The organism is Microbacterium sp. P26, from assembly GCF_023712585.1.
In the GTDB taxonomy this organism is placed as follows: domain Bacteria; phylum Actinomycetota; class Actinomycetes; order Actinomycetales; family Microbacteriaceae; genus Microbacterium; species Microbacterium algihabitans_A.
Genome location: NZ_JAMAXZ010000001.1, coordinates 31,293 through 44,731 on the forward strand (window position 1 = coordinate 31,293; position 13,439 = coordinate 44,731).

Genomic DNA, 13,439 nt, shown 5'->3' on the forward strand with positions numbered 1-13,439 from the left:
AACCTCCTGATGCGGGTGGAAGCTCAGGCTAGCGAGCGTTCTTCGGAGCGGTCCGGGGCTTGCACGCTCGGCCGTCGACCTTCGACGATCCTCGCGACGATGACCCCCGAGCACACCGCCGCGCCGAGCACCGCGAAGGCCCACACCGCCGGTTGGGTCCCGGTGGAACGGGCCACGAACCCGAACCCCAGGACGGGAACGGCCAGTCCGAGGTAGGCGCACAGAAAGACGGAGACGGTGCGGGCGAACGCGTGCTGCGGCGCGGACGCGATCGCCCCGCCGAGGCTTCGGGCGAACAATGCTCCACCGGCCGTTCCCGCCGCGACCGCAGCGACGATCAGCAGAGTGGCCGACGCCAGCATCATCGCGACCCCGACCAGAAGGAGTGCTCCGGCCAGGCACGTCGCGCTGACGGGAGCCGGGAGTCGGTGCCCCAGCGTGACGACTCCGACCGCTCCGAAGAGGAACACCGACGCGGCGAACGCACCGGCGAGGGCGATGTCGTGCACGCCGAGGTCCGCGAGGAGGACCGTCGTCACGCTGCCGAAAAGCCCCGTCGTCATGAACGCCGCGAAGGCTCCGAAGCGAGGTGACCACGCAAGCGCAGGGCGTCGGCCCACCGCGATTGCGCCGCCCTCGCGCCCAGCGTGAGCGGGAAGCAGCACGAGGGAGACCGTGAGCCCTCCCAGGAGGAGGAGGCCCGTTCCGAAGAAGACGAGACGCGCGCCGTGGACATCGACCGGCGAACTGACCGCTGAGATGAGAGGACCGAGACCGAGGCCGGCGAAAGCCAACGCGGGGGCGACCGTTCGGACGACCCGCGCCCCGCGGGGCGCCAGGTCCTGTCCCAGCTCCAGCACGAAGGCCGTGCCCGACGCCGCGAGCAGGCCGGAGCCGACACCTGTCACGACGCGTCCGACGGCAAAGCCCGGGATTCCCAGATCAGCGGCGAGCACGAACGCCGACACCGCCTGCAGCGCCGCGGCGAGGAGGTAGGCCCTGCGTCGCGGGAGACGCGACGAACCTCGGAGGGCGACGAGCAGCCCACAGACGGCTCCGGCTGCGAACGCGGCGAACGTGGCAGTGATCCCGACGGCATCCAACCGCAGCTCGTCGGCGTACAGGGGGTACAGCGGTGTCGGCACCGTGGCGAGCGCGGTGCCCAGCAGGATCACGACAGCTACGGAAACGACACCGCTGGCGGAGGACCGAGTTCGCATCCGAGCACCCTTCATCTTCACCGGAATAATTCCAGCCTAGATGGAAACAGGTTCTATAGACGACGCAGGTTGATCCACACAGCGCGAGCCGTCCCCGGTCCGGCGTTGACGATGCGATGCGGTCGGCGCGCACTGAACTGCGCGACATCGCCGGCGTCCGCGAGGAAGATGTCGTCGCCCAACTGAACCTCCAGGCTCCCCTCGAGCACGATCCCGAACTCGTGTCCGGGGTGCTGGGAGGGCCGCCGGGCGTGCGCGGTTTCGGGAGCCCATTCATCGACGTAGACCTCGAGGTCGTAGTCGGCCCGATAGACCGCCGTGCGCCGGACCATGCCGCCTTCCGTCACATCGACGATCTGGTCCGCGAGCGGCGTGACGGGAGTGTCTTCGCCACCCGATTGCGCGAAGAGAGCCGTGATGTGGACGCCGAGCGCTGCGGCGAGCGCGTGCAGAGTACCCAACGACGGGGTGGTGCGCCCACGCTCGACCGCGCTGAGCATCGACAGGCTGAGACCCGTTCGCTCACTCAGGTCATTGAGCGTGTACTCGTTGCGAAGACGGAGGGCGCGAACGCGTTCACCCACATCGCGCACGACGTGATCGAGGTCGGATGTCGCCGTGTCGGTCATGAACCCCATTGTCGTCGATCCACATCCCTAGTGCACAGATTGCGATATCAGCGAAACACGAACGTAACGACCGGGCTGCAAAAATTACTCCCACACTGCAACTCGACCCGTGGAGTCCTCGTGCACCCTTCCGCCACACCGACGCTCGCGGTCGGCTTCGAAGAGAAGCTGCCCCCTGCGCGTACCGCCCTGTTCGCCACCCAGCACCTCCTCGCCCTGACCGGCATCTGGGTGTTCCCGCACATCATCGGCGCTGCCCTCGGCCTGCAGACCGGCGACGTGGCCCTCATGATCCAGGCCTGCTTCCTGCTCACCGGCGTGGTCACCGTGCTGCAGTCCAGCCGCATCCTGCGCCTGCCGATCGTGCAAGGGCCGACCGCGGCCTTCATGGTCGCGATCATCTCGGCGGGGGCTGCGTTCGGGCTCGGGACGGCGTTCGGCTCGATGATCGTCGCCGGGCTCATCTTCATGCTCCTGGCGCTTCCCCTCCGCCGCTTCGGCCTCTTCGGCCACGTGGCGGAATTCGTGTCGTCACCGGTGGTGCTCGGCACGTTGTTCCTCATCATCGGCGCGCAACTGGCCGGCATCGGTGCAGGCAACTGGTTCGGCACCGCCGGAACACCCGGCTTCGGGGTGATCGGTCTTCTGATCTCGGTGGTGACAGGGCTCGTCGTCATCGGCTGTCTCGTGCTGGGGCGCGGAGTCATCAAGCGGGCGGCCATCTTCCTGGGCATCGTCGGCGGCGCGCTGTTCGCTCTCGCGATCGGTCAGTGGTCGTTCCCCGACCTTCTCGCCGGCGGCGTGCTCGGCACGCCGCACGTGCTGCCGTTCGGCTTCGGTGTGGAACCGACCGTGGTGATCCTCATGCTCGTGGCCTTCCTGCAGGCGGGTACCGAGTCGATGGGCATGTACTCGATGATCGGCAGCTGGGGCGGGCAGAAGATCGACCCCGCCCGCGTCAACCGTGGGCTGTTCTCGGAATTCGGGGGGACCGTCCTGGGGGCCCTCTTCGGCGGGATCGGAACGACCTCCTACCCCGAGAACGCGGGAATCGTACGAGTGTCGGGAATCGGCAGTCGCTTCGTCACGCTCGCGGCGGGCATCATCGCCGTAGTCCTGGCATTCCTCCCGCCTGTCGCGCAGCTCCTGGCGAGCATCCCTGCTCCCGTCCTGGGCACCGCGGCGACCGTCCTCTTCGGCATCATCGCGCTCAGCGGCGTGCAGATGCTGACCGGTGTCGAGTGGGACGACCTGAACCTCGTCGTCGCTTCGGTGTCGTTCATCGTCGCCCTCGGCTGCCAGTTCCTCCCCCCGGCGATCACGGAGACGCTGCCGCCCTCCGTGGCCGCCGTCGTGACCAGTCCGATGATGATGGGCATGTTCCTGCTGCTCGGCCTGCACGGGGCGATCAACCACGGCATCCGCCCTCTCGTCGCGCGGCGAAACGCGCGCGCGACGCAGCCGGTCGATGAGGCGGAGGTCGTCTCGTGACGCGCATCCGCGTGCACGGCGCCGACCGCGACATCGACTCCAACGGCGAGTTCGCCGGCTGGCTCGACCCGACCCGCACTGCCGTCGTATCGATCGACATGCACGAGGGGCACCTGTCGGAGGACCCCGCCTGCCCGTGCCCCGCTCCGCGAGGACGCGAGATCGTGAGCGGGATCGACGCATTCCACCGCGAGGCGCGAGCCCTCGGGGTGAGGATCATCCACGTGCGATCGACCCTGCGCGCCTCGGGGGTGGACGACGTCGATGGGTCGAGCAGCAGCGCCTGGCGGGCGACGTTCCCCCAGCACGTCGGCCCGATCCCCGGGGCCCGTGAACACGCCCTCGAGGGCTCACGCTGGACGCAGTTCGTCACCGAGGTGCTCCCCGGCGACGAGATCGTCTCGGGCAAGAAACGCCTGTCGGCCTTCTACCCCACCGACCTCGACTTCCTTCTCCGGCAGCTCGGAGTGACGGCGGTTGTCCTGGACGGGATCATGGCCGACTGTTGCGTGCTCAACTCCGCTTTCGACGCGTCCAATCTCGGCTACCGCGTCAGCGTGCCCTCCGATCTCGTGCGCGGGACGGATGCCGGGCTCGAAGACGCCGCCCTGTCGATGATCTCCTTACACCTGGGGCTCGTGCTCGACTCCTCGGCCCTGCTGGAGATCTGGCGTCGCGCGGCGTAACCCACCCCTCCGTCTGACGCGCCGGACCCGGATCACGGGATCGGCGCATCAGCGTGTCCGCCCGCGGCATCCGGTCCCGAGAAGAACTCACAGCCCGCTCCCAGCCCCACGGGACCAAATCCGACGGCCCCCGCGTTCTTACTCATGACGCCCGACACAGGGCGACATGACGAAGGGATACGCACCGTGAGCACGGAGTACCGGAAGACGTCGGAAGCGCTCAGCCGCCTCACCGACCGCCAGTTCGCCGTCACGCAGGACGACGCCACCGAGCCGCCGTTCCGCAACGAGTACTGGGACAACCACGAGGACGGCATCTACGTCGATGTCGTGTCGGGACAGCCGCTGTTCTCCTCGACCGACAAGTTCGAGAGCGGATCGGGCTGGCCGAGCTTCACCAAGCCCATCGACGACGCCGCCGTCGTGAACAAGACCGACCGTTCGCTGTGGATGACGCGCACCGAGGTGCGCTCGGCCGGAGCCGACAGCCACCTCGGACACCTGTTCGACGACGGCCCGCGCGACCGTGGCGGACTGAGATACTGCATGAACTCGGCCGCGATGCGCTTCGTGCCCGTCGCTGAGCTCGAGGCGCAAGGGTACGGCGCATACCTCCCCCTGTTCCGTGAGAGCCGAGCCTCATGAACCTCTTCTCTTTCCTCACCCGCAGCAGCGTCAACCGCAGAAGGAGCACCACCATGACCAGCGGACCCACCGACACCGGCGAGATCACCCGTCGCCCCGGCACCGAGACCGCCGTCCTCGCGGGCGGATGCTTCTGGGGCGTCGAAGACCTCATCCGCCGCCAGCCCGGCGTGCTCGACACGCGCGTCGGCTACACCGGCGGCCAGAACGACCACGCGACCTACCGCAACCACCCCGGTCACGCGGAAGCCGTCGAGATCGTCTTCGACCCCACGCAGACCTCGTACCGCGACATCCTGGCGTTCTTCTTCCAGATCCATGACCCGTCGACCCTGAACCGTCAGGGCAACGACATCGGCACGAGCTACCGCTCGGCGATCTTCCCGCTCTCGCCCGAGCAGGAGAAGGTCGCGCGCGACACGATCGCCGACGTCGACGCGTCGGGCATCTGGCCCGCGAAGGTCGTCACCACGATCGAGCCCGAGGCGCCCTTCTGGGAGGCCGAGCCCGAGCACCAGGACTACCTGATCCGCATCCCGAACGGGTACACGTGCCACTTCGTGCGCCCCGGTTGGGTGCTGCCCAAGCGCGAGCAAGCCTCCGCGTAAGCGACATGAGGGCCCGGATGCCATGGCATCCGGGCCCTGTGTCATGTCAGGCGACCGTGGGACTGCGTCTCTCGATCAGCACAGTGTCGCGCCAGATGCCGGCGGCATCGCGGGCGATGCGCTCGCGCACGCCGACGGTGCGGAATCCGTGGTGCGCGTGCAGGGCGAGCGAGGCGTGGTTGTCGGCGAAGATCGACGACTGGATCGTCCAGACCCCTGCGGCCTCCGTCGAGGCGATGAGGGCCTCGAGCAGCAGGTGACCGATCCCCCGGCCGCGGGCGTCAGTTTCGACGTAGACCGAGTGCTCCACGACTCCGCGGTAGACGGGGCGCGACGACACGGCGGCGACGGCCGCCCAGCCGACGACCCGCTCATCGCTCACGGCGACGAGTCGGTGCGCGGCCAGCTTCGCCCCATCGAACTCATCCCATGTCGCCGGGGGCGCCGTCTCGAAGGTCGCGTGACCGGTAGCGATGCCCTCCGCGTAGATGCGATGCACCTCCGGCCAGTCGGCCGCGGCGAGCGGGCGCAGCGAGACGCTCACGCGCAGCAGGACCCCGCGTCGGTGGTGCAGACGCCCGTCTCGGGCAGCACGAGATCGATCTGCCGTGCCGCCGCCCGGTCGCCGGCGAGCTCCGCCGCGATCGAGCGCACCTGCTCGTATCCGGTGAGCAGCAGGAACGTGGGCGCGCGCCCGTATGACTTCATGCCCGCCAGGTAGAAGTCGGGCTCGGGGTGCGTCAGTTCGGCGACCCCGTGCGGCGGCACGGAGCCGCACGAGTGCAGGTTCGGGTCGATCAGCGGGGCAAGCGCCCGCGGTGCTTCGACGATCTCGTCGAGCCCCAGGCGGATCTCGCCCAGCATCGACAGGTCGGGGCGGAACCCCGTGGCGTTGACGACCACGTCGACCTCGAGGGTGAAAGACTCCCCCGCGCGGCGGCCACTGACGCGCACGCCGTCGTCGCAGAGCCGCACGTCGTCGATCTCGAACGAGGCGATCTGCTCGACACGACCGTCGGCGACCAGGTCGTGGACCGCCGTGCCGAGGTGTCCAAGCGCCGCGAGGTCGTCGGCCGCGTCGGCGGCCAGACGTGCGGTGCCGTCGTTGCGCACCACCCACGTCACCCGCGTCGTGGGCTCGTCTGCGGCGAGGGCGGCGAGGGCGATGAGGGTGTTCGCCGCCGAGTGCCCCGCACCGACGACGAGCACGCGCCGACCGGCGAAGCGCTCGCGGTCAGGTCCGCGCACATCGGGGAGCGCCGTCGTCACGCGATCACCGAGGTCGTCGTGCGCGAGACCCGACGACAGCAGAGACCGCGGCGAGCTCGTGGTGCCGGAGGTGTCGACGACGGCGCGAGCCGTGGCATCCGCCACGCCCTCCTCCGTGTGCAGTCGCAGGACGAAGGGGGTGGCCGCCCGACCCACCGACCGCGTCCGGTCCATGCCCTGGCGGGCCACGGCCTCGACGCGCGTGCCGTACCGGATGACGGATGCCAGGGCGGCGGTGCGCGCGAGGGGTTCGAGGTAGCCGTCGACCAGCTCGTCTCCGGTGGGCAGGCCCTCGGCATCCGGAGCCGTCCACCCCTCGGCCTCGAGCAGGCGTCGCGCGGCGGCGTCGACGACGTAGCGCCACGGTGAGAAGAGACGGGTGTGCCCCCACGCGCGAACGGCCGCGCCGGCGGTGTCGCCCGCTTCGAAGACGACAACGGGCAGCCCGCGTTCGATGAGGTGCGCGGCGGCCGCCAGGCCGACGGGGCCGGCGCCGATGATCGCGATGGGCAGACCCGCGCGGCGATCGGCCTCGGGACGCGGTGGGACGGTGAGGGTCAGGCTCATGCGTCGATCCCGAGCTCGCGCAGCAGCGTGGTCACCCGCGACTTGATGTCGTCGCGGATCGGGCGCACCTCGTCGAGGCCTTTGCCCGCCGGGTCGGTCAGCTCCCAGTCTTCGTAGCGCTTGCCGGGGAAGATCGGGCACGCGTCTCCGCAGCCCATCGTGATGACCGCGTCAGAGGCACGCACATCGTCGGTGAGCAGCAGCTGCGGCACCTCGGCGCTGATGTCGATCCCCTCTTCGGCCATCGCGGCCACCGCCATGGGGTTGAGGGCGTCGCCGGGGGCGCTGCCGCCGGACAGCACGCGCACGCGGTCGCCGCCCAGGGTGCGGGCGTAGCCGGCGGCCATCTGCGAGCGGCCGGCGTTGTGCACGCAGACGAAGAGGATGGTGGCGGTGTCGGACATGGCGCTTCCTTCGGGTCGGGTCGAACGGGAACAGCATGACGCAACACATCGACGCTCGTCAATATTGACGTTCATCGATGTGAAGGCGATGATGGATGCCATGACCTCGACCATCGCCCTGCCCCTGCTCGACGCCCCCTGCTGCGTCTCGTCGGGCGACGCGGCGATGGCCCCGGCCGAAGCGGAGACGCTGGCGAAGACGCTCAAGGCGCTCGCCGATCCGGCGCGCCTGCGGATCGTGTCGATCATCGCCGCGCAAGACGCCGGCGCCACGTGCGCGTGCGACCTGCAGGAGCCTCTCGGCCTCTCGCAGCCCACGGTCTCGCATCACACGAAGGTGCTGGTGGATGCCGGCATCCTGACCCGCGAGAAGCGCGGCACCTGGGCGTACTTCTCGCTCGTGCCGGGCGCTCTCGACAGCGTCGCCGCGGCCATCGCGCCCCGTCGCTGACGCTCGCAACCCCCGCGTCCGCTCGCGTTCGCCTGCCTAGGCTCGCGGCATGAGCGAGTACGACGTCGTCGTGGTGGGAGCAGGGCTTGCCGGACTCCGCGCCGCGACCCGCCTGGCCGAGGCCGGGCGCGATGTCGTGGTGCTCGAGGCGAACGACGCGGTCGGCGGGCGCGAGCGCACCGACATCGTCGATGGATTCCGCCTCGACCTCGGCTTCCACGTGCTGAACCCGGCGTATCCGGCCGTGCGGCGCTGGGTCGACGTCGACGCCCTCGCGCTCCGGCGCTTCCCGGTCGCTGTCGGCGTGCGGCTCGACGACCGGGTCGCGCGGTTGGCGCATCCGCTGCGGCATCCGTCATCTCTCCCCGCCACCCTCGCAAGCGGGCTCGTCCGCCCCGCCGATGTCGCCGCGCTCGCGCGCTGGGTCGGCCCCACCCTGCTGTCGGCGCGCGCCGCGAAGAGGGGCCGCGACTTTACGCTCAACGAGGGCTGGGACCGGGCGGGCCTGCGCGGCCCCCTTCGCGAGGCGGTGCTCGAGCCCTTCCTCGCCGGGGTGATCGCCGACGGCCGGCAAGAGACCTCCGACGCCTTCGTGCGTCTTCTCATCCGCAGTTTCGCGCTCGGGCGTCCGGGCGTTCCCGCCGCGGGGATCGGCGCCCTTCCCGCGCAGCTCGCCGACACCGCGCGGCGTGCGGGCGCCGGCATCCGCCTCTCGCACCGCGTCGTGTCGACCCGGCGGCGCGCGCACGGCTGGCACCTCGGTGTGGAGGGGGCGGATGCCGTGACCGCCCGCACCCTCGTGCTCGCGAGCGGCCTGGACCACGCCCTCGACGCCCCGCACCCTGCCGCGCGCGGCCTGCAGACGTGGTGGTTCGCCGCCGACGAGGCTCCCTCGAGCGATGCCGCTCTGCGCGTCGACGGACGCCGCCGCGGGCCGATCGTGAACACCGCGATCATGACGAACACCGCCCCCACGTACGCCCCGCGCGGGCAGCACCTCATCCAGGCGACGTGCGTAATGCCGTCCTCAGCGACCGAGCACGACGTGCGGCGTCAGCTCGGCGAGGTGTGGGAGGCAGACACCCGGCCGTGGCGCCTGCTGCGCCGCGACGACATCGCCCACGCGCTCCCCGTGCAGGATCCGCCGTTGCGCCTGTGCCGCCCCGTGCGGCTCGACGACGGCCGCTACCTCGCCGGCGACCACCGCGACACCGCGTCCATCCAGGGCGCCCTGGTGTCGGGGCAGCGCGCCGCCGAGGCGGTGCTGGCCGACCTCGCGCGGTGAGCGGGCGGGGTCGCGCCCCCTCTGAGATCGCGAGACGGCATCTCGCTGACAACCCCGCTGCAGCCTGACGCGGGTTCGTCAGCGAGATGCAGTCTCGGCGGCTCCGGGCAGCGCAACCCGGTGCCCGGCGCGACCGCGACCCCGCGCTGCCGGTGCCCGGCGGGGCCGTGACCCCGCGCTACCGGTACCGGGCGGGACCGCGGCCCCGCGCTGCCGGTGCCCGGCGGGACGCGACCCCGCCCTACCCCCGCGCCGCCAGCGCGGTCAGCGCGTCGCCTGTCACCCGCCGGGTCGTCCACTCCTCCATCGCCTCGGCGCCGAGCGCGCGGTAGAAGCCGATCGCGGGCTCGTTCCAGTCGAGCACCGTCCACTCGAGGCGCGAGTAGCCCTCGTCGAGGCACTCGGCGGCGAGCGCGGCGAGCAGGGCCACGCCGTAGCCGTTCGCACGGTACTGCTCGTGCACGTACAGGTCTTCCAGCCAGATGCCGTGGCGCCCGGTCCACGTCGAGTAGGTGAGGAACCAGATCGCGATCGCCCGGATGCCGCCCTCGGGGCCCTCCACCACGAAGGCGAACGCGCGGGGGTCGTCGCCGAACAGCGTGTCGGTGAGCATCGCGGTGGTGTTGTCCACGGCATCCGGCTCGCGTTCGTAATCGGCGAGCGCCTGGATGCACGCCAGGATGCCCTCTTCGTCGCCGGGGCGGGCGGGGCGCAGCAGGGCGCCGTCGCGGAGTTCGGTCATGCTCGGCACTCCTCGTGCGTCGGGGTATGGGTCATCAGAGAGCCTCCCAGCTCTCTCGCGCGACGCGGCGGAAGTTGCCGCCGGTCACCGCCGTGATGTCGGAGTCGTTCCACCCGCGCGCGGCGAGCGCCGCTCCGATGCCGATGAAGGTCTCGGGCGGCATCCATTCCACGGGCCCCCACGCGGTGTAGCTGGCGTCGTAGAGCGCCGGGGTGTCGGCCAGGGCGATGCGGAACGTCTCCCAGTCGAACGAGAAGTCGGTGCTGACCCCCACGTGACGGATGCCGACGACCTCGACCGCGTGTTCGATGTGGCGCACCATCGCCTCGAGCGTCGGGGTGTTCGGCCCAAGGAAGATCCCCACACCGGTGATGCCGACCACTCCCCCGGTGTCGGCGACGGCGCGGGCCTGGTCGTCGGTGATGTTGCGGGGGTGATCCCACACCGCGCGCAGGTTCGAGTGGCTGAACACGACCGGCCGGGTCGAGGCCGCGCACATGTCGAAGGTGGTGCGGGCTCCCACGTGCGAGCCGTCGGGCACCATGCCACGCGCGTTCATCTCGGCGACGAGGGCGCGGCCCCACGCGGTGAGTCCCTCATCGACGGGGTCGAGGCATCCGCCGCCCGCGGCGTTGGCGTGGTTGTACACCGGCCCGAGGGTGCGCACGCCCTGCGCGACGAGCCGGGCGACGGCGTCGAGGTCGCCGCCGAGAGGGGCGATGTCTTCGAGGTCGAACACGACGGCGGTGTCTCCGGCCGCCGCGATCCGGTCGACGGCGTCGACGGATGCCGCGAGCGCGAGCCCCTCGATCGTCTCGACCTGGGCGCGGAAGGAGCGCAGGACGGATGCCGCGACCTCGGGCCCGTGCGGGGCGAAGCCGACGTTGAGCGAAACGAGCCCACCCCCGGCCGGACGGTAGCGGTGCAGTTCGCGGAGGTCGGCGGTCTCGACGAGCTCGGCGCACGCGTGCTGGTCCCAGAGCACGTCAGGCCCCGGCCCGTGCGGCGAGCTCCGCGTCGAGAGCCTCGCGCTCGTCGAACACGAACAGGTCGCCGTCCCAGTGCGCGCCGCCCTGCGCGGCGAACCACCCGAGGATCCCGCCCTCGAGCTGGTACGCCTCGACGCCCTCGTCGCGCAGGTACAGTGCCGCCTTCTCGCAGCGGATGCCGCCGGTGCAGAAGCTCACCACGGTCTTTCCCTCGAGCTCGTCGCGGTGGGAGTCCGCGGCATCCGGGAACTGCGTGAACCTCTCGATGCGCCAATTCTTCGCGCCCGCGAAGGTGCCGTAGCCGACCTCAAAGGCGTTGCGGGTGTCGACGAGCACGACCTCGCGACCCGCGTCGTCGACGCCCGAATCGAGCCAGCGGCGCAGGGTGTCGGGGGTGACGGCGGGCGCGCGGCCGTCCTGGGGGCGCACCTCGGGCCGGTCCATGCGGATGATCTCGCGCTTCACCTTCACGAGCAGCTTGCCGAAGGGCACGGCATCCGACCAGCTCTCCTTCGTCTGCAGGGCGGCGAAACGCTCGTCGGCGCGCAGGGCGTCGACGAAGCCGCGCACCGCGGCGGGGTCGCACGCGAGGAAGAGGTTGATGCCCTCCTCGGCCAGCAGGATCGTCCCGCGCAGCCCCGCGGCGCCCGCCCGCTCGCGCAGCACGACCCGCAGGGCGGCCGGGTCGTCGATGCGCGTGAACAGGTACGCCGAGACGTTGAGGACGGATGCCATGACCTCCACGATACGAAAACCGAGCGGTGTCAGCCGACGGCGCAGGCGTCAAGCCGGGAAACGCGGCGCGCGCATCGCCTAGCGTGAAAGCACTCGTCCCCGGGAGGACCCCCGCTGTGCCCACCCCCGCCGCACCCGCCTCGGCCACCGTCTCCGTCGTCATCCCCGTGCGAAACGACGGCCCGCACCTCTGGCGTTGCCTGCGCGCTCTCGCCGCGCAGACCCTCGCCCCCACCGAGATCGTCGTGGTCGACAACGACTCGAGCGATGACAGCGCCGCGATCGCCCGCGCGGCCGGGGCACGCGTCGTCTTCTGCGGCGAGCGCGGCATCCCCGCCGCCGCGGCCGCCGGCTACGACGCCGCGCGCGGCGACCTGATCCTGCGACTCGACGCCGACAGCCTCCCCTCCCCCGAGTGGGTGCGGTCGATGGTCGACGCCCTCGCCGATCCCGAGACGGATGCCGTGACCGGCGGCGCCGTGTTCCACGACGGTCCTGCGCGGGGCCGTGTCGGCCTGGCGCGGGCGTTCCTCGGCACCTATGCCGCGTTCGCGACCCCCGCGCTCGGGCACGTTCCGCTGTGGGGCTCGAACATGGCGTTTCGCCGCAGCGCGTGGGAGGCCGTGCGCGGCGACGTGCATCTCGACCCCGAACTTCACGACGACCTCGATCTGGCGTACCACCTCGGCCGAGCCCATCGGATCCGCCGGGTGTCGGGCGAGCACATGCGCGTGTCGTCGCGCACCGTGGAGCCCGGCCGGTTCGTCCGGTGTTTCCGCCGCGGGGCCGGCACCGTGTTCGCGCACTGGCCGGGAGACGTGCCGCCCGTGCGCTGGTGGCGACTCGCGCGCGAGCGCCGCGACGGAGCGGGGGCGCGGTCGTGACCGGCGTGCTGTTCGGCGAGGTCGACGCGCCCGACCTGCACGTGATGAGCTTCAACATCCGTCGGCGGTTCGACCGCATCACCTGGCCGCCCGCCGACCGGTGGCCCCTGCGCAAGCAGCGCCTGCGCACCTTCCTCGAGGCCAACCGCCCGCACCTGCTCGGCACGCAGGAGGCGATGCCCGACCAGGCGCAGTGGGTGCAGTCCGCGCTCGGGTCGAACTACGGTCGCGTCGGGCTGGGCCGGGGTCCGCGCCTCGACGGCGAGGGCACTCCCCTGTTCTACGACCGCGACCGCCTCGAGGTCGAGAGCTGGGAGCAGGTCGCACTGTCCGACGCCCCGCACACCCCGGCATCCACCGGATGGGGCAACTCCATCCCGCGCATCGCCGTGATCGCCCAGATGCGCGACCGCGAGACCGACGCGCGCTTCACGTTCGTCAACACGCACTTCGACGCGTTCTCGCGCCGGGCCCGTCGCCGCTCGGCGACGTGGCTGCACGACCTCGTCGCCGCCCGCACGCGTCCGCTGCTGTTCACCGCCGACGTCAACGCGCACATTCGCTCGGCGGAGCTGTCCGACATGTTCGCCGACGGCCTGCTCGTCGACACGTGGTCGTACGCGCCGGCCCGCCGCACGGCGGAGTGGGGCACCTTCAACAACTACGCCGGCCCGCGCGTGGGCGCGCGCCGCATCGACGCCCTGCTCGCGACCCCCGACGTGGGAGTCCGCGCGGTCGGCATCGACCCGCGCCCGACCGGCACGCAGTGGCCCAGCGATCATCTGCCGGTGCAGGCGGTCGTGCGCATCCATCCGGTGGCGACGCCATGACGGG

Annotated in this window: 16 protein-coding genes; 8 read left to right on the forward strand and 8 right to left on the reverse strand. The window is 71.2% G+C overall.

Features of this window, described 5'->3' with window-relative positions; translation table 11 throughout:
- Positions 1-23: 23 nt before the first annotated feature.
- Positions 24-1,220 (reverse strand): MFS transporter, encoded by a 1,197-nt coding sequence (locus M3667_RS00160; RefSeq protein ID WP_251503474.1) that lies wholly within the window; start codon positions 1,218-1,220, stop codon positions 24-26.
- A 53-nt stretch (positions 1,221-1,273) separates the two neighbouring features.
- Complete coding sequence (locus M3667_RS00165; protein ID WP_251503476.1) at positions 1,274-1,849, reverse strand: helix-turn-helix domain-containing protein; 576 nt, start codon at positions 1,847-1,849, stop codon at positions 1,274-1,276.
- A gap of 120 nt (positions 1,850-1,969) precedes the next feature.
- Here M3667_RS00165 and M3667_RS00170 point away from each other — a divergent pair, with 120 nt between their 5' ends.
- The 4 genes from M3667_RS00170 (at position 1,970) to msrA (ending at position 5,279) form a co-directional block, all read left to right on the forward strand.
- A complete protein-coding gene (locus tag M3667_RS00170; protein WP_251503479.1) occupies positions 1,970-3,340 on the forward strand; it encodes a uracil-xanthine permease family protein in 1,371 nt (456 codons plus the stop codon).
- Complete coding sequence (locus tag M3667_RS00175; protein ID WP_251503481.1) at positions 3,337-4,026, forward strand: isochorismatase family cysteine hydrolase; 690 nt, start codon at positions 3,337-3,339, stop codon at positions 4,024-4,026. The genes M3667_RS00170 and M3667_RS00175 overlap by 4 nt, the downstream gene beginning before the upstream one ends.
- A gap of 186 nt (positions 4,027-4,212) precedes the next feature.
- Entirely contained in the window at positions 4,213-4,671 is a 459-nt protein-coding gene (msrB, locus tag M3667_RS00180) for a peptide-methionine (R)-S-oxide reductase MsrB (protein WP_074694357.1), read from the forward strand.
- A 53-nt stretch (positions 4,672-4,724) separates the two neighbouring features.
- Positions 4,725-5,279 (forward strand): peptide-methionine (S)-S-oxide reductase MsrA, encoded by a 555-nt coding sequence (gene msrA, locus M3667_RS00185; RefSeq protein WP_251505006.1) that lies wholly within the window; start codon positions 4,725-4,727, stop codon positions 5,277-5,279.
- A gap of 46 nt (positions 5,280-5,325) precedes the next feature.
- Here the strand turns inward: msrA and M3667_RS00190 are convergent, their stop codons facing one another.
- Genes M3667_RS00190 through M3667_RS00200 form a run of 3 tightly spaced genes read right to left on the reverse strand, consistent with a single transcriptional unit; the run spans position 5,326 to position 7,519 of the window.
- Positions 5,326-5,823 (reverse strand): GNAT family N-acetyltransferase, encoded by a 498-nt coding sequence (locus M3667_RS00190; protein ID WP_251503483.1) that lies wholly within the window; start codon positions 5,821-5,823, stop codon positions 5,326-5,328.
- Entirely contained in the window at positions 5,820-7,115 is a 1,296-nt protein-coding gene (locus M3667_RS00195; RefSeq protein ID WP_251503485.1) for an FAD-dependent oxidoreductase, read from the reverse strand. The genes M3667_RS00190 and M3667_RS00195 overlap by 4 nt, the downstream gene beginning before the upstream one ends.
- Positions 7,112-7,519, reverse strand: coding sequence for an arsenate reductase ArsC (locus tag M3667_RS00200; protein ID WP_144827787.1), 408 nt, complete (start codon positions 7,517-7,519; stop codon positions 7,112-7,114). Before M3667_RS00200 ends, M3667_RS00195 begins: the two co-directional genes overlap by 4 nt.
- A gap of 100 nt (positions 7,520-7,619) precedes the next feature.
- Here M3667_RS00200 and M3667_RS00205 point away from each other — a divergent pair, with 100 nt between their 5' ends.
- Entirely contained in the window at positions 7,620-7,970 is a 351-nt protein-coding gene (locus M3667_RS00205; RefSeq protein ID WP_144784495.1) for a helix-turn-helix transcriptional regulator, read from the forward strand.
- 49 nt (positions 7,971-8,019) lie between these two features.
- Positions 8,020-9,255 carry an NAD(P)/FAD-dependent oxidoreductase gene (locus tag M3667_RS00210; protein ID WP_251503487.1) on the forward strand — a complete coding sequence of 412 codons (1,236 nt, stop codon included), beginning with the start codon at positions 8,020-8,022 and terminating at the stop codon, positions 9,253-9,255.
- A 241-nt stretch (positions 9,256-9,496) separates the two neighbouring features.
- Here the strand turns inward: M3667_RS00210 and M3667_RS00215 are convergent, their stop codons facing one another.
- The 3 genes from M3667_RS00215 to M3667_RS00225 are packed head-to-tail and all read right to left on the reverse strand — an operon-like array spanning position 9,497 to position 11,721.
- On the reverse strand, positions 9,497-9,997 hold the full coding sequence (locus M3667_RS00215; RefSeq protein ID WP_251503492.1) for a GNAT family N-acetyltransferase: 501 nt from the start codon (positions 9,995-9,997) through the stop codon (positions 9,497-9,499).
- Between the two features lie 34 nt (positions 9,998-10,031).
- Entirely contained in the window at positions 10,032-10,982 is a 951-nt protein-coding gene (locus M3667_RS00220; RefSeq protein WP_251503495.1) for a dipeptidase, read from the reverse strand.
- Between the two features lies 1 nt (position 10,983).
- Positions 10,984-11,721: a sulfurtransferase gene (locus M3667_RS00225; protein ID WP_251503498.1), complete on the reverse strand. Its 738-nt coding sequence runs from the start codon at positions 11,719-11,721 to the stop codon at positions 10,984-10,986.
- 116 nt (positions 11,722-11,837) lie between these two features.
- On the opposite strand from M3667_RS00225, the gene M3667_RS00230 reads away from it, so the two are divergent.
- Together M3667_RS00230 and M3667_RS00235 are read left to right on the forward strand one after the other, a co-directional pair.
- Positions 11,838-12,605 carry a glycosyltransferase family A protein gene (locus tag M3667_RS00230; protein WP_251503501.1) on the forward strand — a complete coding sequence of 256 codons (768 nt, stop codon included), beginning with the start codon at positions 11,838-11,840 and terminating at the stop codon, positions 12,603-12,605.
- On the forward strand, positions 12,602-13,435 hold the full coding sequence (locus M3667_RS00235) for an endonuclease/exonuclease/phosphatase family protein (RefSeq protein ID WP_251503505.1): 834 nt from the start codon (positions 12,602-12,604) through the stop codon (positions 13,433-13,435). The genes M3667_RS00230 and M3667_RS00235 overlap by 4 nt, the downstream gene beginning before the upstream one ends.
- Positions 13,436-13,439: the final 4 nt, after the last annotated feature.